The organism is Aeromicrobium sp. (assembly GCF_047607065.1).
Lineage (GTDB): Bacteria > Actinomycetota > Actinomycetes > Propionibacteriales > Nocardioidaceae > Aeromicrobium.
Genome location: NZ_JASGDU010000057.1, coordinates 121317 through 142609, shown reverse-complemented (window position 1 = coordinate 142609; position 21293 = coordinate 121317). Strand labels below are relative to the sequence as shown.

At 69.5% G+C, this 21293-nt stretch carries 20 protein-coding genes and 1 pseudogene; 20 read left to right on the top strand and 1 reads right to left on the bottom strand.

Annotated elements, in window-relative coordinates; genetic code table 11:
• Window positions 1–123 precede the first annotated feature (123 nt).
• On the bottom strand, window positions 124–633 hold the full coding sequence (locus tag QM597_RS09860; protein ID WP_415004713.1) for a hypothetical protein: 510 nt from the start codon (window positions 631–633) through the stop codon (window positions 124–126).
• Window positions 634–796: 163 nt separating this feature from the next.
• On the opposite strand from QM597_RS09860, the gene QM597_RS09855 reads away from it, so the two are divergent.
• From QM597_RS09855 to metK, 20 genes and pseudogenes are all read left to right on the top strand, one after another.
• Window positions 797–1477 (top strand): prepilin peptidase, encoded by a 681-nt coding sequence (locus QM597_RS09855; RefSeq protein WP_415004712.1) that lies wholly within the window; start codon window positions 797–799, stop codon window positions 1475–1477.
• Between the two features lie 34 nt (window positions 1478–1511).
• Window positions 1512–2702, top strand: a complete 1191-nt coding sequence (gene aroC, locus QM597_RS09850) for a chorismate synthase (RefSeq protein ID WP_415004711.1) — start codon at window positions 1512–1514, stop codon at window positions 2700–2702.
• Window positions 2699–3235, top strand: coding sequence for a shikimate kinase (locus QM597_RS09845; RefSeq protein ID WP_415004710.1), 537 nt, complete (start codon window positions 2699–2701; stop codon window positions 3233–3235). The genes aroC and QM597_RS09845 overlap by 4 nt, the downstream gene beginning before the upstream one ends.
• The gene (aroB, locus tag QM597_RS09840; protein ID WP_415004709.1) at window positions 3232–4317 is read left to right on the top strand and encodes a 3-dehydroquinate synthase; all 1086 of its coding nucleotides are present in this window, start codon (window positions 3232–3234) and stop codon (window positions 4315–4317) included. The genes QM597_RS09845 and aroB overlap by 4 nt, the downstream gene beginning before the upstream one ends.
• A 3-nt stretch (window positions 4318–4320) precedes the next feature.
• Complete coding sequence (locus QM597_RS09835) at window positions 4321–5391, top strand: M24 family metallopeptidase (protein ID WP_415004708.1); 1071 nt, start codon at window positions 4321–4323, stop codon at window positions 5389–5391.
• Window positions 5391–5954, top strand: coding sequence for an elongation factor P (efp, locus tag QM597_RS09830; RefSeq protein WP_415004707.1), 564 nt, complete (start codon window positions 5391–5393; stop codon window positions 5952–5954). Before QM597_RS09835 ends, efp begins: the two co-directional genes overlap by 1 nt.
• Window positions 5954–6379, top strand: a complete 426-nt coding sequence (gene nusB, locus QM597_RS09825) for a transcription antitermination factor NusB (RefSeq protein ID WP_415004706.1) — start codon at window positions 5954–5956, stop codon at window positions 6377–6379. The genes efp and nusB overlap by 1 nt, the downstream gene beginning before the upstream one ends.
• Window positions 6380–6695: 316 nt before the next feature.
• Entirely contained in the window at window positions 6696–8540 is a 1845-nt protein-coding gene (locus QM597_RS09820) for an acyltransferase family protein (protein ID WP_415004705.1), read from the top strand.
• An 81-nt stretch (window positions 8541–8621) separates the two neighbouring features.
• Window positions 8622–9188: a bifunctional pyr operon transcriptional regulator/uracil phosphoribosyltransferase PyrR gene (gene pyrR, locus QM597_RS09815; protein WP_415004704.1), complete on the top strand. Its 567-nt coding sequence runs from the start codon at window positions 8622–8624 to the stop codon at window positions 9186–9188.
• Window positions 9185–10165 carry an aspartate carbamoyltransferase catalytic subunit gene (locus QM597_RS09810; protein ID WP_415004703.1) on the top strand — a complete coding sequence of 327 codons (981 nt, stop codon included), beginning with the start codon at window positions 9185–9187 and terminating at the stop codon, window positions 10163–10165. The genes pyrR and QM597_RS09810 overlap by 4 nt, the downstream gene beginning before the upstream one ends.
• Window positions 10162–11466 (top strand): dihydroorotase, encoded by a 1305-nt coding sequence (locus tag QM597_RS09805; protein ID WP_415004702.1) that lies wholly within the window; start codon window positions 10162–10164, stop codon window positions 11464–11466. Before QM597_RS09810 ends, QM597_RS09805 begins: the two co-directional genes overlap by 4 nt.
• Window positions 11463–12584, top strand: a pseudogene (gene carA / locus QM597_RS09800) (glutamine-hydrolyzing carbamoyl-phosphate synthase small subunit); the annotation flags it as partial. The gene QM597_RS09805 and the pseudogene carA, both read left to right, overlap by 4 nt.
• A 344-nt stretch (window positions 12585–12928) precedes the next feature.
• Window positions 12929–16228 carry a carbamoyl-phosphate synthase large subunit gene (gene carB, locus QM597_RS09795; protein ID WP_415004701.1) on the top strand — a complete coding sequence of 1100 codons (3300 nt, stop codon included), beginning with the start codon at window positions 12929–12931 and terminating at the stop codon, window positions 16226–16228.
• The gene (pyrF, locus tag QM597_RS09790) at window positions 16225–17040 is read left to right on the top strand and encodes an orotidine-5'-phosphate decarboxylase (RefSeq protein WP_415004700.1); all 816 of its coding nucleotides are present in this window, start codon (window positions 16225–16227) and stop codon (window positions 17038–17040) included. Before carB ends, pyrF begins: the two co-directional genes overlap by 4 nt.
• Before the next feature lies 1 nt (window position 17041).
• Entirely contained in the window at window positions 17042–17494 is a 453-nt protein-coding gene (locus tag QM597_RS09785) for a hypothetical protein (protein ID WP_415004699.1), read from the top strand.
• A gap of 30 nt (window positions 17495–17524) precedes the next feature.
• Window positions 17525–17845, top strand: a complete 321-nt coding sequence (gene mihF / locus QM597_RS09780) for an integration host factor, actinobacterial type (protein WP_415004698.1) — start codon at window positions 17525–17527, stop codon at window positions 17843–17845.
• Window positions 17838–18431, top strand: coding sequence for a guanylate kinase (gmk, locus tag QM597_RS09775; protein ID WP_415004697.1), 594 nt, complete (start codon window positions 17838–17840; stop codon window positions 18429–18431). Before mihF ends, gmk begins: the two co-directional genes overlap by 8 nt.
• A gap of 44 nt (window positions 18432–18475) precedes the next feature.
• On the top strand, window positions 18476–18787 hold the full coding sequence (gene rpoZ / locus QM597_RS09770; protein ID WP_415004696.1) for a DNA-directed RNA polymerase subunit omega: 312 nt from the start codon (window positions 18476–18478) through the stop codon (window positions 18785–18787).
• A 17-nt stretch (window positions 18788–18804) separates the two neighbouring features.
• Window positions 18805–20025 (top strand): bifunctional phosphopantothenoylcysteine decarboxylase/phosphopantothenate--cysteine ligase CoaBC, encoded by a 1221-nt coding sequence (coaBC, locus tag QM597_RS09765; RefSeq protein WP_415004695.1) that lies wholly within the window; start codon window positions 18805–18807, stop codon window positions 20023–20025.
• A 76-nt stretch (window positions 20026–20101) separates the two neighbouring features.
• On the top strand, window positions 20102–21289 hold the full coding sequence (metK, locus tag QM597_RS09760; protein ID WP_415004694.1) for a methionine adenosyltransferase: 1188 nt from the start codon (window positions 20102–20104) through the stop codon (window positions 21287–21289).
• Window positions 21290–21293 lie beyond the last annotated feature (4 nt).

Sequence of the window (21293 nt, the reverse complement as noted above, 5' to 3'; positions counted from 1 at the left end):
TCGCCGGTTGCCGTACTCGACATCAGTGAAGGAGGGCTGGTCGCTGTCCACGACCCCATGATTTCGCGATCCCAGCCGCCAGGCCACCCGCCGAGCCGGGTCGCCGCAAAGATCAGCACTTCCTTAGGCCTCCTGCCACGACCACGGTTCGGCCCAGAAGGGCGGGTAAAGGCGCTCATCGAGGTCGAACTCCGCAGGCGGCGGAGTCGCTTCGGTGGCGGCGCATATCTGCCCCTCTGGGACAGAGAGCCAGCGGGCAGTCGTGCCGGACAGGAACTCGGCGACCTGCGCCCAGGCGGCGGGATCGAGCCTCGTGTCCGGCAGGTCGCTCACGGCGAGAAGAGTCGGGACGTGCTGTTCCAGATTGCGGCGCAGCAACGCGATGCCGTGATCGGGATCGTCCTCGGCGAGCCTGGCGAGGGTTCGACAGTTTACGAGTGCGACCACAGTCCCCGCCTCGTCGTCGGCACCCAGTGGCATCGCCGGTCCGAAGTCGGGTGAGTACTCCTCGGCTGGAGAATCGACCCCGACCAGCGCGACAGTTTCCCCTGCGGCCACCAGATGATGCACAACATCATCAACGAGGTCAGCCAGAGGAGAGCGGTCGATGACGACAAGACACACGGTGAGCACGCCTTCATTCTGGCTGATAGCACAGTTGTCACCGCCACTTCACGGTGGAGCGCCCCGCATCCGACGGGCCGAGATCGATTTGTTCCTCGAGGCATTTCCCGTCTGGTGGGAGCTTGGGGAAACGATGATTCATCAATGACCGAATGCCCGCTAGCCTCCGGGCATGGAGATCGTGCTGTGTGCGGCGGGGGCCGCGCTGGTCGGGGGACTCGGGCCGCGGGTGATCGCGCGGCTGCCGGAGCCGGAGGATGCCGACCCGCACAAGCCCGCCTACGCCGACCTCGCGCGACCGCGCTGGCTCGCCCCGGTGCTGGCCCTCATGGCGGCGCTCTGCGCGGGGGTCGTCGCCTGGACCACCGACCTCCCGGGCCTGCTTCCCGCGTGGGTTCTCGTCAGCGGCGTGGGCGCCTGGCTGTCCTACATCGACATCCGCACGCGGCTGCTGCCCTACGCCATCGTCGCGCCCCTGTATGCGGCTACCTGGGCGCTGGTCGGCCTGGCCGCGTGGATCGAGCGCGACCCGGCGATCCTGCTGGCGGCGCTGATCGCCAACGTCGTCGTCTATGCGGCCTTCCGCCTGCTCCACGAGATCGGACAGTTCTTCGGCGGCGCGCTCGGCTACGGCGACGTGCGCCTCGCGGCCGTCTTGTCACTCGTCCTGGGGCCGCTCGGCGCCTACGCCACGCTCATCGGGCTGTACGCCGGATTCGTCATCGGCGCGCTCTGCGGGATCGTGCTGTCGCTGCTGCGCCTGGCCGACCGCAGGCGCCTGGCGTTCGGCCAGTACCTCGTCCTCGGCGCCGTCGTGGGGGCGGCATGGGCGTCGCGCATGTACGGCGGCTGATGGCGGTGCGGGTGCGGCGTGGGAGAATCGCGCCATGCTTCGTTGGTCTACCGCAGGCGAGTCGCACGGCCCGGCCCTCGCCGCCTTCCTTGAGGGAATCCCGTCCGGTGTGGCCGTCACCAGCAAGGACATCGACGCGGCCCTGGCCCGTCGCCGGCTCGGTCACGGGCGCGGCGCCCGGATGTCCTTCGAGGCCGACGCCCTGGAGATCATCGGCGGCATCCGCCACGGCCTGACCCTCGGCAGCCCCATCGCCCTGCGCATCGGCAACTCCGAATGGCCCAAGTGGGAACAGGTGATGGCCGCCGACCCGGTCGATCCCGACGTGCTCGACGGCCTCAAGCGCAACGCCCCGCTGACCCGGCCCCGTCCCGGCCACGCCGACCTCGCCGGCATGCAGAAGTACGACTTCGAGGAGGCCCGGCCGATCCTCGAACGGGCCAGCGCCCGCGAGACTGCCGCCCGTGTCGCCCTGGGCGAGATCGCCGCACAGTTCGTCGAGCAGGCCACCGGCGCGACCATCGTCTCGCATGTGGTCGAACTCGGTGCCGCGAAGTCGGCCTCGGCGCTGTTGCCGGGCAAGGCTGATGTCGAGGTGCTGGACGCCGACCCGGTGCGCTGCTTCGACGCCGAGGCCAGCGCCGCGATGGTCGCTGAGATCGACGCGGCTCACAAGGACGGTGACACCCTCGGCGGCGTGGTCGAGGTCGTCGTCCACGGCCTTCCGCCGGGACTCGGCTCCCACACCGCCTGGGACCGGCGGCTCGACTCGCGCCTCGCCGGAGCGCTCATGGGCATCCAGGCGATCAAGGGCGTCGAACTCGGCGACGGCTTCGAGCTGGCCCGCACCCGCGGCTCGCTGGCCCACGACGAGATCGTGCCCGGCGGCGAGACCGGTCTTGACGGCATCCGGCGCACCTCGGGCCGCTCCGGCGGCACCGAAGGCGGCATGACGACCGGCGAGGTTCTGCGGGTCCGTGCCGCGATGAAGCCCATCGCCACGGTGCCGCGCGCGCTGCGCACCATCGACGTCACCACCGGCGAGGAGACCCGCGCGCACCACCAGCGCTCCGACGTGTGCGCGGTGCCGGCTGCGGGCATCGTGGCCGAGGCGATGGTCGCGCTGGTCCTGGCCGAGGCCGTGCTGGAGAAGTTCGGCGGCGACTCCCTCGGCGAGACCCGCCGCAACGTCGAGGGCTACCTGGCGCACCTGAGGTTCCGTTGAGCGAGAACGGGCCGAGAGGTCGCGGACCGGTCGTCGTCCTGATCGGTGCCCCGGGGGCCGGCAAGACCACCGTCGGCACGGCGCTCGCCGGCCGCCTCGGGGTGGACCTGCGTGACACCGATGACGACATCGTGGCCGCTCAAGGCCGCGAGATCTCCGACATCTTCCTGACCGACGGAGAACCCTTCTTCCGCGAGTTGGAGGAGCAGGCCGTGGCCGCCGCGCTGGCCGAGCACGACGGCGTCCTGTCGCTCGGCGGCGGTGCCGTGCTGAGTGCGGCGACCCAGGAACGCCTCGCCGGGCATCCCGTGGTCTACCTGGAGGTCGGACTCGCCGGCGCGGCCCGGCGAGTCGGCCTCAACGCCAGCCGACCGCTGCTGGTCGGCAACGTCCGCGGCCGGTTGAAGACACTGCTCGACGAGCGCCGCCCGGTCTACACGCGCCTCGCCCGCTGGACGGTACCGACCGACAATCACACCCCCGACGAGGTGGCCGACCTCGTGCTGAAGCTGATCGAGGAGAACAACCCGTGACCATCCGAGTCGAGACCGCCCAGCCGTACGACGTCGTCATCGGTCGCGGCCTGCGCGAGCGGGTGCTCGACCTGATCGGTGAGGACGCCGCGCGCGTGGCGATCATCCATGCCCCGAGCGTGGCCGACCGGGCCACCGCGCTGCGTATGCCGCTCGCCGATGCCGGGCTGACGGTCCGCGTCATCGAGGTGCCCGACGCCGAACAGGCCAAGACGGCCTCGGTGCTGGCCGAGTGCTGGCGGGTGCTGGGCGAGGCCGGCTTCACCCGCTCGGACGTCGTCGTCGGCCTCGGCGGAGGTGCGACGACCGACCTGGCCGGCTTCGTCGCGGCGACCTGGCTGCGTGGCGTGCGTTTCGTCAACGTGCCGACGACGGTGCTCGGCATGGTCGACGCGGCAGTCGGCGGCAAGACCGGCATCAACACCGCCCAGGGCAAGAACCTCGTCGGTGCCTTCCACGAGCCGGTCGGCGTGCTGTGCGACCTCGACGCGCTGACGACGCTGACCGCGCGAGAGGTGCGCAGCGGGCTGGCCGAGATCGTCAAATGCGGATTCATCGCCGACCCGGATATCCTCGACCTGGTCGAGGCCGACCCGAAGGCCGCCAGCGACGTCCGCTCGCCGGTCATGGCCGAACTCATCACCAAAGGGATCGCGGTCAAGGCCGCCACGGTCCGGGGCGACCTGCGCGAGTCCGGCGGCACGGGCGGGTCCATCGGCCGCGAGGCGCTCAACTACGGGCACACCCTCGGCCACGCCATCGAGCGGCAGGAGAACTACGCGATCCGTCATGGCGAGGCGATCAGTGTCGGCATGGTGTTCGCCGCCGAACTGGCGCAGGCCGAGGGGCTGATCGACGACGAACTGGTCGAGCGCCACCGACGGGTCCTCGATCTGGTCGGGCTGCCGAACAGCTACCGGGCCGACGCCTGGCCGCAGCTGCTCGACGCGATGCGCCTGGACAAGAAGACCCGCGGGTCGACCCTCCGCTTCGTGGTGCTCGCCGCCCTGGCCGCGCCGCGCATCCTGCCGGTCACCGACGACTACCTGCTGCGCGACGTCTACCGCGCGGTGAGCGCCTGAGCGATGGCCGCAGATCATGCGGGCCGCCGGGGACGCGCGGCGGTCGCGCTGCGCGAGCTGCCCGCTGACCGGCTGCTGGTCACCGATCTGGTCAACGTGCGCTACCTGACCGGATTCACCGGCTCGAACGGCGCTCTGGTGCTGGCCGCCGACGGCGCGGCGACGCTGGTGACCGACGGTCGCTACCGCGACCAGGCCGCCGCCGAATGTCCCGGCGTCGATGTCGTCGTGGACAAGACGCTGCTGGGACCGGCCATGGCGCTCGCGCCGGCGCGGCAGTGGGCCGTCGAGACCCACGAGCTGACCGTCGACGCCCACGCGACCCTGCTCGAGGTCCTCGACCACCCGCCGGTCTCCTGCGGCCGCCTCGTCGAGCGGCTCCGCGAAGTCAAGGAAGCCGACGAGGTCGCTCTGTTGCGGACCGCCTGCGAGATCTCCGTCGAGGCGCTGCGGCGCACCTGGGAGGGGCCGCTGATCGGCCGCAGCGAACGTGAGATCGCGGTCGGTATCGAACGGCTCATGGTCGACCTCGGGGCCGAGGCTCCCGGTTTCGACACGATCTGCGCGGTGGGGGAGAACTCCGCCATCCCGCACCACAGCCCGAGCGACCGCATCGTGCGGCGCGGCGACCTGCTCAAGATCGACTTCGGCGCCCGGGTCGGCGGTTACCACGCCGACTGCACGCGGACCGTCGTGATCGGCCCTGCGGCCGACTGGCAGCGGGAGATTCACGCCGCGGTCCGGCAGGCGCAGGCGCTCGGGGTGGCCGCCCTGCGGGAGGGACAGACCCCCGCCGACGTCGACGCGGCCGTGCGCGGCGACCTGGAGGCCTCCGGCTGGCTGGAGCACTTCACCACCGGTCTCGGCCACGGCGTTGGCCTGCGCATTCACGAGGACCCGTTCTTCGGCCCGGCGCGCACCGGTAGACTCGTCCGTCGCACCGTGCTGACGATGGAACCGGGCGTCTACCTGGTCGGTCGTGGCGGCGTGCGTATCGAAGACACCGTCTGCGTCACTCCGGGAGATCCCGAGGTGCTGACGCCGGCCCCCACCGACTTGTTGGAGATTGCCTGATGGCCACCACGAACGACCTGAAGAACGGCATGGTGCTCAACATCGACGGACAGTTGTGGTCCGTCGTCGAGTTCCAGCACGTCAAGCCGGGCAAGGGTCCCGCCTTCGTGCGGACCAAGCTCAAGAACGTCGAGTCGGGCAAGGTGGTCGACAAGACCTTCAACGCCGGCACGAAGGTCGAGACGGCGTCGGTCGACAAGCGCGACATGCAGTACCTCTACAACGACGGCACCTCGTACGTGTTCATGGACATCCAGACCTATGACCAGATCGAGATCGCCCCGGAGAGCATGGGCACTGCGGTCGACTACCTGCTGGAGAACCAGAACGCCGTCGTCGCCACCAACGAGGGCCGCGTGCTCTACGTCGAGTTGCCCGCGTCGGTCGAGCTGGTCGTCGAGCACACCGAGCCGGGCCTGCAGGGCGACCGCTCCTCCGGCGGCACCAAGCCCGCACGCCTGGAGACCGGCAAGGAGATCCAGGTGCCGCTGTTCCTGGAGACCGGCGAGAAGATCAAGGTCGACACCCGCGACGGCAGCTATCTCGGCCGCGTCAAGTCCTGATGGGCGCACGCACCAAGTACCGCAAACGCGCCCTCGACATCCTCTTCGAGTCCGAATTGCAGGGCCTGGCCCTCGGCGGCTCCCTGCCCGCGCGGCTGGAGACCAACCACCCGCCGGTCAACGCCTACACGGTGAGCCTGGTCGAGGGCGTGGCCGAGCATGCCGCGCGGATCGACGCACTGATCGCCGAGCACGCCTGCGGCTGGAGCCTGGAGCGCATGCCCGGCGTGGATCGCAACCTGCTGCGGCTCGGGCTGTACGAGATCTTGTACGCCGAGGACGTCCCCGACGCGGTGGCGGTCAGCGAGGCCGTCGAGTTGGCCCGCGAACTGAGCACCGACGACTCGCCGAAGTTCGTCGCCGGGGTGCTCGGGCGGCTCGTGGAGAAGTCCAGGAAGGGAACGCTGCCCCCCGAAGCCGAATAAGAGGTTCCGCACATAGGCGGAATCCGGTCCCTGAGGTGCGAACTTGTGAGCCTCGAAGGGACCACCACCGCAGGCTTCGCCCTTCGAGGCTCCTCGTTCCTCGTCGCACCTCAGGACCCGGCTCACTCGTTCCTCGCTCACACCTCAGCCAGCGGGTCTATCCGCGCACATTCCAAGAGCCGCTGGCCGCCGCCGCGACACGCATCACGGTGTCTCAAGATGAATCTGACGCCTCGGCATGGTTCGATAGAGGAGTTATGCCTGTGAACGCCCCGACTCGTCCCGACCGATTCCGCCGCTCTGTGGGGTTCATGGCGTGAGTGCGGTGGCTACGGCCGAACCGGAGGTGCCTGCGTCGGCGTCGTCCGGGTCCTCACATCTGGCCGGTCTCGACGGACTGCGCGGCGTCGCGGTGGCGCTCGTCGTGATCTACCACGCCTTCCCGGCGCGCCTTCCGGGCGGATTCATCGGCGTCGACGTGTTCTTCGTGCTCAGCGGCTTCCTCATCACCACGTTGCTGCTGCGCGAGAAGACCGGCCCGGACCATCGTGTGCGGCTGGGCCGGTTCTGGGTGCGCCGCGTCCGTCGGCTCGTGCCCGCGCTGATCGTGATGATCGCGCTCACCACCGCCGCGACGGTGTGGGTGGGCCGCGACACCGACGCGAGCCTGCGCAGCCAGGTGGTCGGTGCCCTCACCTGGACGAGCAACTGGATCCAGATCCACCAGGGCTGGTCCTATTCGGACTCCCACCTGCCTCCGCTGTTCAACCACCTGTGGTCGCTGGGCATCGAGGAGCAGTTCTACGTGCTCTGGCCGTTGATGTTCCTGGCGGGGATCGCCCTCGTCGGCCGCCGCCGGTTCGGGCACACGACAGCGACGCTCGCGGTCATCTCGGCAGGGCTGATGGCTGCCCTGTTCCTCTACGGCGATGCGACCCGGGCCTACATGGGCCTGGACTCGCACTCCTTCGGCCTGCTGCTGGGTGCCGCACTGGCGTTGAGCACCGCCCCGCACCTGCTGACCGGAGACGCGACGGACCCGGTACCTTTACCGCGCCGCTCTACGGTCCTCGGCGCGCTGGGCCTGTTGGGCATTCTGGCCTTCGCGGCGCTGGTCGAATGGAGCAGTGACCTGACCTTTCTCGGCGGGCTAGGCCTGGCGAACCTCGCTGCGGTCGCCGTGGTCTACGCCGCCGCCAACCGGAGCGCGGTGGCGACCGCGTTGGGGTGGGCACCGCTGCGCTGGCTCGGCGAACGCTCCTACGGCCTGTACCTGTGGCACTGGCCGCTGATCGTCTTCGGGGTGCGGCTCGCCCCGCCCGAACACGGCGAGGTGGCCTCCGGCGCGGCAGTGCTCCTGGCACTGGTCGCGGCGATGATCTCCTACCGCTACCTCGAAACCCCCATGCGCCGCGACGGCATCGGGGCGACCTTCGTGGGCTGGGGCGTCGTGCTGCGCGACCGGACGGCCCGTGGCTCCAAGCGCGTCCACCTGGTGGCCACCGCTGCGTGTATGACGCTCTTCTTCGCCACCGTCGCGCTCTGGCAGGCCCCGGCCGAGTCCGAGGTCGACGAAATCTTGCGCGCGGGCCAGGAGGTCGTTGTCGGATCGGTAGACGACATCAAGACCGTGCCGGGAGCCATCGAGGAGCAGAAGGAAGCGTCTCGGGCCTGCCGGGAGGTGCCCGGCGATGTTCCGTTGAGCGCCTTCGGCGACTCGGTGACCGTCGCCATCGCCCCTGCCCTGCTGCAGCGCCGCCCGGGCACGACCGCCGTCGCCGCCGTCGGCTGGCAGTACACCGACGTCGCCCGCGCGGTGCGGGAGGCGGCCGCGGCTGGCCAGTTGCACCCGACGGTACTCATCGTCACGGGCACCAACGGACTCATCGATGCCGCCGACCTCGACGCCCTCGTCACTCACGAACTCGCCGGGCATCAGGTGGGCCTCGTCGCGCCCTATGTGCCCGGCCACTCGTGGTCCGATCAGTCGCTGGCGGCCGTTCACCAGGTGGCCGCTGCCCATGACTACGTCCACCTGATCGACTGGAACGCCGTGGCCTCGCAGCGTCCCGAACTGACGGTTTCGGACCGGGTCCACCCGACGGTTCCCGGTCAGCAGGCCTTCGCTGATCTGATCGGTCAGTCGCTCGGCACCTGCTGATAGGGTGAGGCCGTCGACATCCTTTAACGGCCGTCCCGTGAGGCGGAGAAGGAGGTCAGCGAGATGGTCACGCCAGGTGACGTGTCTGATGCTGCCACGGGTTCGGTTGATCCGGCCCGGATCGTGCTCGATGCGTCCGAGATCTCCCGTGCGCTGACCCGGATCACCCACGAGATCCTGGAGCGCAACCGCGGATCGGCCGACCTCGTCCTGCTGGGTATTCCCACCCGCGGCGTGGGCCTGGCCCGGCGCATCGCGGGCAAGATGAGCCAGGTCGAGGGCCGCGTCATCGTCTCCGGCGCGCTCGATGTGACCATGTATCGCGACGACCTGCGGCTCAAGCCCGCCCGCGCGCTGGAACACACCGAGACCCCCGACGACGTGGACGACAAGATCGTCGTGCTCGTTGACGACGTGCTGATGAGCGGGCGCACCATCCGGGCGGCGCTCGATGCGCTCGGCGACCTCGGACGGCCCCGTGCGGTGCAGTTGGCCGTGCTGATCGACCGCGGCCACCGGGAACTGCCGATCCGGGCGGATTTCGTGGGCAAGAATCTGCCGACCGCGCTGACCGAGAAGGTGCGGGTGCGCCTGGCCGACACCGACGGCGGCGAGGATTTCGTGGCCATCGTGGGAGGCGAGGCGTGAAGAAACACCTGCTGAGCGCCGGCGACCTGACCCGCGAGGAGGCCATCCTCGTCCTCGACACTGCCGCCGAACTCCTGGGCGTGGCCCGTCGGCCGATCAAGAAACTGCCGACGCTACGCGGCCGCACGGTCGTCAACCTCTTCTTCGAGGACTCCACCCGCACGCGCATCTCCTTCGAGGCCGCCGCCAAACGGCTGAGCGCCGACGTCATCAACTTCTCCGCGAAGGGTTCGAGCGTCAGCAAGGGCGAGAGCCTCAAGGACACCGCGCTGACGTTGCAGGCGATGGGAGCCGATGCGGTCGTCATCCGCCACCACGCCTCCGGTGCCCCGCACCGCCTCGCCGCAGCCGACTGGACCAACGGTGCCGTCGTCAACGCCGGCGACGGCACTCACGAGCACCCGACGCAGGCGCTGCTCGACGCCTTCACCATGCGCCAGCACCTGACCGCCCTTCGAGGCTCGCAAGCTCGCACCTCAGGGACCGATGGCGGAGATTTGGCCGGCAAGCGCGTCACCATCGTCGGCGACGTGCTGCACAGCCGGGTCGCCCGGTCCAACGCACTGCTACTGCACACCCTCGGTGCCCACGTCACGCTCGTCGCCCCGCCCACACTGCTGCCGGTCGGCGTCGAGTCCTGGCCCGTCGAGACCTCCTACGACCTCGACAGCGCGCTCGAAGGAGCCGACGCGGTGATGATGCTGCGGGTCCAGCGCGAGCGTATGAACGCCTCGTTCTTCCCCAGCGCCCGCGAGTACAGTCGCCGCTACGGCCTGGACACGGCCCGCATGAACCGGCTGCCCGATCACGCCATCGTCATGCATCCCGGTCCGATGAACCGCGGCATGGAGATCACCGCCGATGTGGCCGACGCCGACCGGTCGGTCATCGTGGAACAGGTGACCAACGGGGTCGCGGTCCGTATGGCGGTGCTGTATCTGCTGGTCGGCGGGTCCGAGAGTGAGGGGAACGCATGAGTCCGTCCTATGTCATCCGGGGTGCCCGCATCCTGGGCGGTGAACCCGCCGACATCGTCATCGCCGACGGCCTGATCGCCGAGATCGGTGCCGGGCTGGACGCCGGGAAGGCCGTCGAGGTCGACGCTGCCGGGCTGATCGCGCTGCCCGGCCTGGTCGACCTGCACACCCATCTGCGCGAGCCGGGCCGCGAGGACGCCGAGACCGTCCTGACCGGCAGCCAGGCGGCGGCCCTAGGGGGCTTCACCTGCGTTCACGCGATGGCCAACACCGATCCGGTCGCCGACACTGCCGGCGTCGTCGAGCAGGTCTGGCGGCTGGGCCGTGAGGCCGGCTACTGCGACGTGCAGCCCATCGGCGCGGTCACCGTCGGCCTCGGCGGTACCCAGCTAGCCGAACTCGGCGCGATGGCCGACTCCGCCGCGACCGTGCGGGTCTTCTCCGACGACGGCAAATGCGTCTGGGACCCGGTGCTCATGCGGCGGGCGCTGGAGTACGTCAAGGCCTTCGGCGGCGTCGTCGCCCAGCACGCGCAGGAGCCGCGACTGACCGAGGGTGCCCAGATGAACGAGGGCGTGCTCTCGGGCGAACTCGGCCTGCCCGGCTGGCCCGCCGTCGCCGAGGAGTCGATCATCGCCCGTGACGTGCTGCTGGCTGCCCACGTCGGCTCGCGGCTGCACGTGTGCCACCTGTCGACCCGTGGCTCGGTCGAGATCGTCCGCTGGGCCAAATCCAAGGGCTGGGACGTCACCGCCGAGGTCACCCCGCACCACCTGCTGCTGACCGACGACCTGGCGCGCACCTACGACCCGATCTACAAGGTCAACCCGCCGCTGCGCACCGCCGACGATGTGGCGGCGGTCCGCGAGGGGCTGGCCGACGGCACCATCGACATCGTGGCCACCGATCACGCCCCGCACCCCATGGAGGACAAGGAGTGCGAATGGTCGGCCGCTGCCTTCGGCATGATCGGCCTGGAGACCGCCCTGTCGGTCGTGCAGCACACGATGGTCGACACCGGGATGCTCACCTGGGAGCAGGTCGCCGAGCGCATGTCGGCGGCACCGGCCCGCATCAGCGGCACCGGCGGCGGTCACGGCCGCCCGCTGGCGGCCGGTGAGCCGGCCCACCTGGTGCTCTACGACCCGGCGGCCACCCGAACTATCACGCCGGCCGACACCGCATCGCTGTCGCGCAACACCCCGTACGCGGGCCGGGAGCTCCCCGGCCGCGTCGTCGCCACCTTCTTGCGTGGCGTTCCCACCGTCCTAGGCGGCCAACTGCAGGAGGTCAGTGCATGACGATGTCGAACATCACCGAGGCGATCCTCGTTCTGGAGGACGGCCGGACCTTCCGTGGCGAGGCCTACGGCACCATCGGCGAGACCATCGGCGAGATCGTCTTCAACACCGGCATGACCGGCTATCAGGAAACGCTGACCGATCCGTCCTACCAGCGCCAGATCGTCGTGCAGACCGCGCCGCACATCGGCAACACCGGGGTCAACGCCACCGACAACGAGTCGAGTCGCGCTTGGGTCGCCGGCTATGTCGTGCGCGACCCCGCCCGCATCCCGTCGAACTGGCGCGCCGAGGAGAGCCTGGACGACTTCCTCGTGGCACAGAAGATCGTCGGTATCAGCGGCATTGACACGCGCGCGCTGACCCGCCACCTGCGTGAGCGGGGGGCCATGCGGGCGGGCATCAGTTCGATCACCACCCATCCGGACGTCCTGCTCGCACGGGTGCGCCAGGCACCGCCGATGGCCGGATCGGATCTGTCGGCCGAGGTCACGACCTCCTCGCCGTACGTGGTGCCGGCCGAGGGCGAGAAGTTGTTCACGGTCGCCGCGCTCGACCTCGGCATCAAGGGCATGACGCCACGGCTCATGGCCCGGCGCGGCATCGAAGTCCACGTCCTGCCGTCGAGCGCGACCTTCGAGGACATCGCGGCAGTGGCTCCCGGTGGTCCCGACGGCGTCTTCTTCTCCAACGGCCCCGGCGACCCGGCGGCCGCCGACGGACCGGTCGAGGTGCTGCGCGAGGTCTTACAGGCGGGCATCCCGTACTTCGGTATCTGCTTCGGCAACCAGCTGTTCGGCCGCGCCCTGGGCTTGGGCACCTACAAGCTCTCCTACGGCCACCGAGGCATCAACCAGCCGGTCAAGGACCTCACGACCGGCCGGGTCGAGGTGACCAGCCACAACCACGGCTTCGCGGTCGACGCGCCGCTGGATGGCTCCTTCGAGACGCCGTACGGACCCGGCCGGGTGACTCATGTGGGCCTCAACGACCAGGTGGTCGAGGGCATCGCCCTGATCGACGCCCCCGCCTTCAGCGTGCAGTACCACCCCGAGGCGGCCGCTGGCCCGCACGATGCCGGCTACCTGTTCGACCGGTTCACCGAGCTGATGAGCCGTCCGCGCCGCGCGGCTCCCGAGGCCCGCGAGTCCGAACCGGAACCGGAACCGGCGCCCGAGCCGAAGCCGGCTGCGGTCACGCCGGTCGAGGAGCCGGCCGAAGCCGTGCATACCCCGGCGGAGCCGGTCGTACCGGCTGCGGCCGCTGAGGAGCCTGCGGAGGCCGCCGAGACTCCCGTCGAGGAGTCTGCCGACGAGACCCCTGCGTTCTCCCCGCCGACCGAGACCGAGCCGCCCTCGGCTCCGCCCGAGGAGGCCGATGCGATCCCCCCTACCCAGGAGGTCGAGTGGGCCAGCGAGCCGCCGCCCTTCGACCTTCCGGACTTCGACGAGCAGGAGAACTGATGCCCAAGCGTGACGACATCTCCTCGGTCCTCGTGATCGGGTCGGGACCCATCGTGATCGGCCAGGCCTGCGAGTTCGACTACTCCGGCACCCAGGCGTGCCGCGTGCTGCGCGAGGAGGGCCTGCGGGTCATCCTCGTCAACTCCAATCCGGCCACGATCATGACCGACCCGGAGTTCGCCGACGCCACCTATGTCGAGCCGATCACCCCGGAGTTCGTCGAGAAGGTCATCGCTGCGGAGCGGCCCGACGCGGTGCTGGCGACTCTCGGTGGCCAGACTGCGCTCAACTGCGCGATGCAGCTGGACGCTGCGGGCGTTCTGGACACGTACGGCTGCGAGCTGATCGGTGCCTCCATCGAGGCTATCGAGAAGGGCGAGAACCGCGAGATCTTCAAGCGGATCGTCGAGGGACTGCCGGCCGAGTGGGAAGCCGAGGTCGCCCGTTCGGCCGTCTGTCACTCGATGGACGAATGCCTCGCCGCCGTCGAAGACCTCGGCTATCCGGTGGTCGTGCGCCCGTCGTTCACCATGGGCGGCAGCGGCTCGGGCCTGGCCTACGACGAAGAGGACCTGCACCGGATCGCCGGGTCCGGTCTGGCGCTCAGCCCCACGACCGAGGTGCTCCTGGAGGAGTCGATCCTCGGCTGGAAGGAATACGAACTCGAGGTCATGCGCGACAGCGCCGACAACGTCGTCATCGTCTGCTCCATCGAGAACTTCGACCCGATGGGCGTGCACACCGGCGACTCCATCACCGTTGCCCCGGCGATGACCCTGACCGACGTCGAATACCAGCGGCTGCGCAACATCGCCATCGGCGTCATCCGCGAGGTCGGCGTCGATACCGGCGGCTGCAACATCCAGTTCGCGGTCAATCCCGAGGACGGCCGCATCGTGGTCATCGAAATGAACCCGCGCGTCTCGCGCTCCAGTGCGCTGGCGTCGAAGGCCACCGGCTTCCCGATTGCCAAGATCGCCGCCAAGGTCGCCATCGGCTACACGCTCGACGAGATCGCCAACGACATCACTGCCGAGACTCCGGCGAGCTTCGAGCCGACCCTCGACTACGTCGTGGTCAAGGTGCCGCGGTTCGCCTTCGAGAAGTTCCCGGCGGCCGATTCCACGCTGACGACGCACATGAAGTCCGTCGGCGAGGCGATGGCCATCGGCCGCAACTTCACCGAGGCGCTCGGCAAGGCGCTGCGCTCGCTGGAACGCTCCGGCTCGCAGTTCACCTGGCCGGTCAACCCCGGCGACAAAAATGCGCTGCTCGACGAGATCGCCCGGCCGCACGACGGACGCCTGCAGAAGGTCATGCACGCCATCGCCGCCGGTGCCCGGCCCGGCGAGATCTACCGTGCCACGGCCATCGACCCGTGGTTCGTCGACCAGCTGTACCTGCTCAACGAGCTGGCCGAGGAGATCCACCAGGCCGTCGAGCTGCGGCCCGAGCTGCTGCGCAAGGCGAAGCGGCACGGCTTCTCCGACGCCCAGATCGCCGAGTTGCGCGGCACTACCGAGGAGGTCATGCGCGGGGTGCGTCACTCGCTCGGCATCCGTCCGGTCTACAAGACCGTCGACACCTGCGCGGCCGAGTTCGCGGCGAAGACGCCCTACCACTACTCGTCCTACGACGAGGAGACCGAGGTCGCCCCGCGCGAGAAGCCTGCGGTCATCATCCTCGGCAGCGGACCGAATCGCATCGGCCAGGGCATCGAGTTCGACTACTCGTGCGTCCACGCGGCGCTCGCACTGTCGGAGGCCGGCTACGAGACGATCATGGTCAACTGCAATCCCGAGACCGTCTCGACCGACTACGACACCTCCGACCGGCTGTACTTCGAGCCGCTGACGCTCGAAGACGTGCTGGAGATCTATCACGCCGAGCGGGCGGCCGGACCAGTTGCAGGCGTCATCGTCCAGTTGGGCGGCCAGACGCCGCTGGGTCTTGCCAAGGGCCTGGAGGCGGCGGGGCTGCCCATCGTCGGCACCAGCCCGTCGGCCATCGACTTGGCCGAAGACCGCGGGCTGTTCGGGCAGGTACTCGCCGACGCCGGTCTCCCGGCCCCCAAGCACGGCACGGCCACGACCTTCGAGGGTGCCAAGGCCATCGCCGACGAGATCGGTTATCCGGTCCTGGTGCGGCCGTCGTACGTGCTCGGCGGGCGCGGCATGGAGATCGTCTACGACGAGCCGACGCTGGCCGACTACATCGGCCGCGCCACGGAGATCTCCGGCGAGCACCCGGTGCTCGTCGACCGTTTCCTCGACGATGCCATCGAGATCGACGTCGACGCGCTCTACGACGGCACCGAGCTGTTCCTCGGCGGGGTGATGGAGCACATCGAGGAGGCGGGCGTCCACTCGGGCGACTCGGCCTGCACACTGCCGCCGATCACCCTCGGCGCGATGGAGATCGACCGCATCCGCGCCTCCACCGAGGCCATCGCCGAGGGCGTGGGGGTGCGCGGACTCATCAACATCCAGTTCGCGCTCGCCTCCGACACCCTCTACGTGCTGGAGGCCAACCCCCGTGCCTCGCGCACCGTGCCGTTCGTCTCGAAGGCCACGAACACGCCGCTGGCGAAGGCGGCCTCGCGCATCATGCTCGGCGAGAGCATCGCCGAGCTGCGGGCGGCGGGCGTGCTGCCGGCCGAGGGCGACGGCGGCGTGCTGTCGGACACCTCGCCCATCGCGGTCAAGGAAGCGGTCATGCCCTTCAACCGCTTCCGCACCTACGAGGGCACCTACGTCGACACGGTCCTCGGCCCGGAGATGCGCTCGACCGGGGAGGTCATGGGCTTCGACACCGGCTTCGGCACGGCCTTCGCCAAGAGCCAAGCAGGTGCGCAGAACGGGCTGCCGCTGAGCGGGAAGGTGTTCGTCTCGGTCGCCAACCGCGACAAGCGCAACATCATCTTCCCGGTCAAGAGGCTGGCCGATCTCGGTTTCGAGATCCTCGCGACGAGCGGCACCGCCCAGGTGTTGCGGCGGCACGGCGTGGCGGCCTCGGAGGTGCGCAAACTCGCCGAGGAGCCGCTGCCGGGGGAGACCCGCTCGACCATCGTGGAGAAGATCCGCGAACACGACGTGCAACTCATCATCAACACACCGCACGGGGTTTCGTCGGGTGCCAATGCGCGCGTGGACGGCAACGAGATCCGTACGGCGGCCATTGCCGAGGGCATCCCGTGCATCACCACCGTCCAGGGCCTCGCCGCCGCCGTTCAGGGCATCGAGGCGCTCACTGCGGGCGGCCTCGAAGTGCGATCCCTCCAGGACTGGGCGGCCCGATGAGCTTCGGGTCGCGCATGCGGGCCGCTGCGGACGCCTACGGCCCGCTGTGCGTGGGTATCGACCCGCACGCCTCGCTGCTGGAGGCATGGGGGGTGGGCGACAGCCTCGACGGGCTGGAACGGTTCGCCGACGCCTGTGTGCAAGCCTTCGCCGGACGGGTCGGCTTCGTCAAGCCGCAGTCGGCCTTCTTCGAGCGCTTCGGTGCCCGCGGGGTGGCGGTGCTCGAACGGACCATCGCCGGCTTGCGGCACACCGGCAGCCTCGTGATCCTGGACGTGAAGCGGGGCGACATCGGCTCCACGGCTGCTGCGTACGCGCAGGCCTACCTCGACGACGATGCGCCGATGGCCGTGGACGCGGTCACCGTCAGCCCGTACCTCGGGCTGCGGTCGGTCGACCCGTTCTTCGAGGTCGCCGAGAAGAACGATGCCGGGGTCTTCGTGCTCGCGCTGACGTCCAACCCCGACGCGCCCACGGTGCAACACGCCTCGACCGGCGAACAGACCGTGGCCGGCGCGGTGCTCGCCGACCTCGCGCGGCGCAATACCGGGGCCGCGCCGCTCGGTTCTGCGGGAGCGGTCGTCGGGGCCACCATCGGGCAGACGAGCGAAGATCTGGCGATCAACGGCCCGCTGCTCGTGCCCGGCTTCGGCGCGCAAGGCGGCACGACCGACGACCTGCGACGCTTGTTCGGCGACGTCTGGCCCCAGGTCATCGCCTCTTCCTCACGCGGCATCCTGGCAGCCGGCCCTGATCCGGCGGCCCTGCGCGCGTCGGCCGAGCGAGTCAACGCCGAACTCGTATATTCGTGACGTGATCGGTCGTCTCGCGCCCGGGGGAGCGGCGCTCCTCGTGACCACGGCACTCCTGGCCGGCTGCGGCGGCTCGGGCCAGGGCTACTGCGACGTCGTCGAACGACACCGCGCCGCGCTCGACGACGTGACCGTCACGACCGACTCGCTGACAGCTGCTGCCTCGGCACTGCATGCCATCGAGAAGGTCGCCCCGGCCGACATCGGTGAGGCGTACACCGCTGTCGCCGACTCGATTGATGCCCTCCTGGCCGCCGAGTCCGTCGCCGGCGTCCCGGTCGAGGAGTTGACCCACGATCAGGTCGTTGACCTGTCAGAAGCCGATACCGAGGCGCTGGAGGCGGCCTATCAGGCGTTCGCCGGTACCGCCGATCAGCGCCGGCTCATCGCCGAGGACATCGAGGGCGCATGCGACGTCACCCTCAAGACGCCCGCTGAGCAAGGCAGTCAGTAGGATCACTCCACCGCACGTGAAGGAGAAATTGTGGCGCTTCCGAAGCTCACAGCCGAGCAGCGACAGGCTGCCCTGGAAAAGGCTGCTGCGGCACGTCAGCTGCGTGCCGAGATCAAGCACCGGCTCAAGACGTCTGGAGCCTCACTGGCCGACGTCATCGCCGAGTCGCGGGCCAACGAGGTAGTCGCCAAGTTGCGCGTCGTCGACCTACTGCAGTCGATGCCGGGTGTCGGCAAGGTCAAAGCCGCCGAGATCATGGAGCGGCTCCATATCGCCCACAGCCGCAGGCTGCGCGGTTTGGGTGCCAACCAGATCCAGGCGTTGCTGCGCGAGTTCGGATACCGTGACTGACCCAGGCGATCCGCTTGCGGGGACGTCGCGCCTGGTCGTCCTCGCCGGCCCCACCGCCGTTGGTAAAGGCACGGTCACCGCGTGCCTCAAGCGCCATCACCCCGACATCTGGGTGTCGGTATCGGCCACCACTCGCGCGCCGCGGCCGGGTGAGGTCGACGGAGAGCACTACCACTTCGTCAGCGACGCCGAGTTCGACCGCTTGGTCGAGACCGGGGGACTGCTGGAGTGGGCCGTGGTCCACGGCGCGGCCCGCTACGGCACGCCGCGCGCGGCCGTGGAGACGCAGTTGCGCACCGGACGGCCCGCGCTGCTGGAGATCGACCTGCAGGGTGCCCGTCAGGTGCGCGCGGCCATGCCGGAGGCCTTCTTGTGCTTCCTGGCCCCGCCCTCGTTCGAGGAACTGCAGCGACGCCTCATCGGCCGGGGCACCGAGACCGAGGCCGAACGTGAGCGACGGCTCGCGACGGCGCGCGAGGAACTGGCCGCCGAGCCGGAGTTCGACGCCACCATCGTCAACACCGATGTCGAGGCCGCGTGCCGGGAGTTGGTAGAGTTGATCCGTTCGGCTCCTCCGGTGAGCTGACCGGTCAGCCCTCAGCCTTTCTCCGACCCCCTTGTGGAGGTTCTGTGTCCACCACGCGCTCCGTCGCCCACGGCATCACCAACCCGCCCATCGACGACCTGCTCGAGAAGACCGACTCGAAGTACAAGCTGGTCCTCTACAGCGCCAAGCGCGCCCGGCAGATCAACGCCTACTACGCGCAGTTGGGCGAGGGCCTGCTGGAGTACGTCGGCCCACTCGTGGAGACCCACGTGCAGGAGAAGCCCCTGTCCATCGCCATGCGCGAGATCAACGCGGACCTGCTGACCGTCGAGGACGTCGATCCGACCGCGCCGGTGGTCGACCAGGCCCCGGCCGCCGCCGACGAGCAGGCCTGAACCGGTCCCGGCTCGCCATGGGTGAGATCGTCCTCGGCGTCAGCGGGGGAGTCGCGGCTTACAAGGCTGCTCAGTTGGTGCGGCTCTTCACCGAGGCAGGCCACGGCGTGACCGTGGTGCCGACCGACGCCGCGCTGGAGTTCGTCGGCCGTGCCACCTGGGAGGCGCTGTCGGGCCGCCCGGTGCAGACCGGCGTATTCGAGACGATCCACGAGGTTCCTCATGTGCGCTTAGGGCAGAACGCCGACCTCGTCGTCGTGGCCCCGGCAACGGCCAACACGCTGGCGAAGGCCGCAGCGGGCCTGGCAGACGACCTGCTGACCAACGCGCTGCTGACGGCCCGCTGCCCGGTGCTCATGGCTCCGGCAATGCACACCGAGATGTGGGAGCACGCCGCCACGCAGGCCAATGTCGCCACCTTGCGTGGGCGCGGTGTCACCGTTCTCGACCCGGCTGTCGGCCGGCTGACCGGTGCCGATTCAGGTCCGGGGCGGCTGCCCGAACCCGAGCAGATTCATGCCGCCGCATTGGCGCTCCTGGCCGGTCACGCTCACGACCTCGCCGGTCGCCGGGTGGTCGTCACCGCCGGCGGCACGCGGGAGTTCCTCGATCCGGTGCGCTTCCTGGGCAATCGGTCTTCGGGACTGCAGGGCGTGGCGCTCGCCGAGGCCGCCCTCGCACGCGGCGCTTCGGTGACGCTGATTGGTGCCAACCTCTCGGTGCCCGCCGTGCCCGCCGGCGTCGAGGTGGTTGAGGTGGTCACTACCGAGGAACTGCGGCAGGCCAGCCTCGCTCATGCCGCCGAGGCCGACGCGGTGGTGATGGCCGCAGCTCCTGCGGACTTCCGGCCTGTTCGATGCGCTGACGTCAAGATCAAGAAGCGCGCCGACGGGCATGCGCCGGTCATTGAACTCGTCGAGAATCCCGACGTCCTCGTCGAACTGGTAGCGGCGCGCGCCGAGGGCCGGGCACCGGTCATCGTGGGTTTCGCGGCCGAGACGGGCGACGAGCGGGGCAGCGTCCTCGACCACGCCCGCGCTAAGTTCGCGCGCAAGGGCTGCGACTTACTGGTCGTCAACGATGTCAGCGAAGGCAAGGTGTTCGGACGTGCCGAGAACGAGGCGGTCATCTTGTCGACCGACGGCGCATTGCACGACGTGCCGCTCGGCAGCAAGGGTGCGCTGGCGCACGAAATCTGGTCCCAGGTCGTCCGACTGCTGGGACGAGAGGCCATCTGACGAGACGGGCGTTCTAGACTCTCCTCGGTTGCTGCGCCGGCGGCGGTGCCGCCATCGACCGTCTTGAGGAGCATCAGTGGGCCGACTTTTCACCTCGGAGTCCGTGACCGAGGGACATCCGGACAAGATCGCCGACCAGATCAGCGACAGTATTCTCGACGCATTGCTTGCGCAGGATCCCGCGAGTCGGGTGGCTGCCGAGACCTTCGTGACGACCGGCCTGGTCTTGGTCGGCGGCGAGGTCACCACCGAGGCGTACGCCGACATCGCGCGCATCGTCCGAGATCGGGTCATCGAGATCGGTTACGACAACTCGGTCAAGGGGTTCGACGGCGAGACCTGCGCTGTGCAGGTGACGCTCGACGCGCAGTCGCCCGACATTGCGCAGGGCGTCGACACCGCCGAGGAGGCCCGCGTCGGCGGGGCTACTGACCCGCTGGACCTCCAGGGTGCCGGTGACCAGGGCCTCATGTTCGGCTTCGCGTGCGACGAGACGCCCGAACTGATGCCGCTGCCGATCACCATCGCGCACCGTTTGGCCGAGCAGCTGACCGAGGTCCGCAAGAACGGCACGCTGCCGTACCTGCGCCCGGACGGCAAGACCCAGGTCACCATCGAGTACGACGATGACGACAAGCCCGTGCGCGTCGAGGCCGTCGTGGTCTCCACCCAGCACGAGGACGGCGTCGATCTGGAGCACCAGTTGCCGGGCGACATCAAGAAGCACGTCATCGACGCGGTGCTCGGCCAGTACGACATCGACTCCTCGGACTACCGCGTCCACATCAATCCGACCGGCCGCTTCGTCATCGGCGGTCCGATGGGTGACGTGGGCCTGACGGGTCGCAAGATCATCGTCGACACCTACGGCGGCTACGCCCGCCACGGCGGCGGCGCGTTCTCGGGCAAGGACCCGAGCAAGGTCGACCGGTCGGCCGCCTACGCGATGCGCTGGGTCGCCAAGAACATCGTCGCCGCCGGCCTGGCCACCAAGGCCGAGGTGCAGGTCGCGTACGCCATCGGCGTCTCGCGCCCGGTCGGCTTCTACGTCGACACCTACGGCACCGAGACGGTGCCGGTCGAGGTGATCCGTAAGGCCGTACTGGAGGTCTTCGACCTGCGTCCCGGCGCCATCGTCCGCGACCTCGACCTGCTGCGCCCGATCTACGCTCAGACCGCCGCCTACGGCCACTTCGGCCGCACGGGCCTCCCCTGGGAGAACACCGACCGCGCCGAGGCGCTCAAGGCCGCCGCCGGCCTCTGAGGCT

What these genes read in the sequence shown, in the direction of transcription:
- QM597_RS09855 (WP_415004712.1), top strand. Translation starts at nt 797, where the DNA reads ATGGAGATCGTGCTGTGTGCGGCGGGGGCCGCGCTGGTCGGGGGACTC.
- aroC (WP_415004711.1), top strand. Translation starts at nt 1,512, where the DNA reads ATGCTTCGTTGGTCTACCGCAGGCGAGTCGCACGGCCCGGCCCTCGCC.
- QM597_RS09835 (WP_415004708.1), top strand. Translation starts at nt 4,321, where the DNA reads ATGGCCGCAGATCATGCGGGCCGCCGGGGACGCGCGGCGGTCGCGCTG.
- efp (WP_415004707.1), top strand. Translation starts at nt 5,391, where the DNA reads ATGGCCACCACGAACGACCTGAAGAACGGCATGGTGCTCAACATCGAC.
- nusB (WP_415004706.1), top strand. Translation starts at nt 5,954, where the DNA reads ATGGGCGCACGCACCAAGTACCGCAAACGCGCCCTCGACATCCTCTTC.
- QM597_RS09805 (WP_415004702.1), top strand. Translation starts at nt 10,162, where the DNA reads ATGAGTCCGTCCTATGTCATCCGGGGTGCCCGCATCCTGGGCGGTGAA.
- carB (WP_415004701.1), top strand. Translation starts at nt 12,929, where the DNA reads ATGCCCAAGCGTGACGACATCTCCTCGGTCCTCGTGATCGGGTCGGGA.
- pyrF (WP_415004700.1), top strand. Translation starts at nt 16,225, where the DNA reads ATGAGCTTCGGGTCGCGCATGCGGGCCGCTGCGGACGCCTACGGCCCG.
- coaBC (WP_415004695.1), top strand. Translation starts at nt 18,805, where the DNA reads ATGGGTGAGATCGTCCTCGGCGTCAGCGGGGGAGTCGCGGCTTACAAG.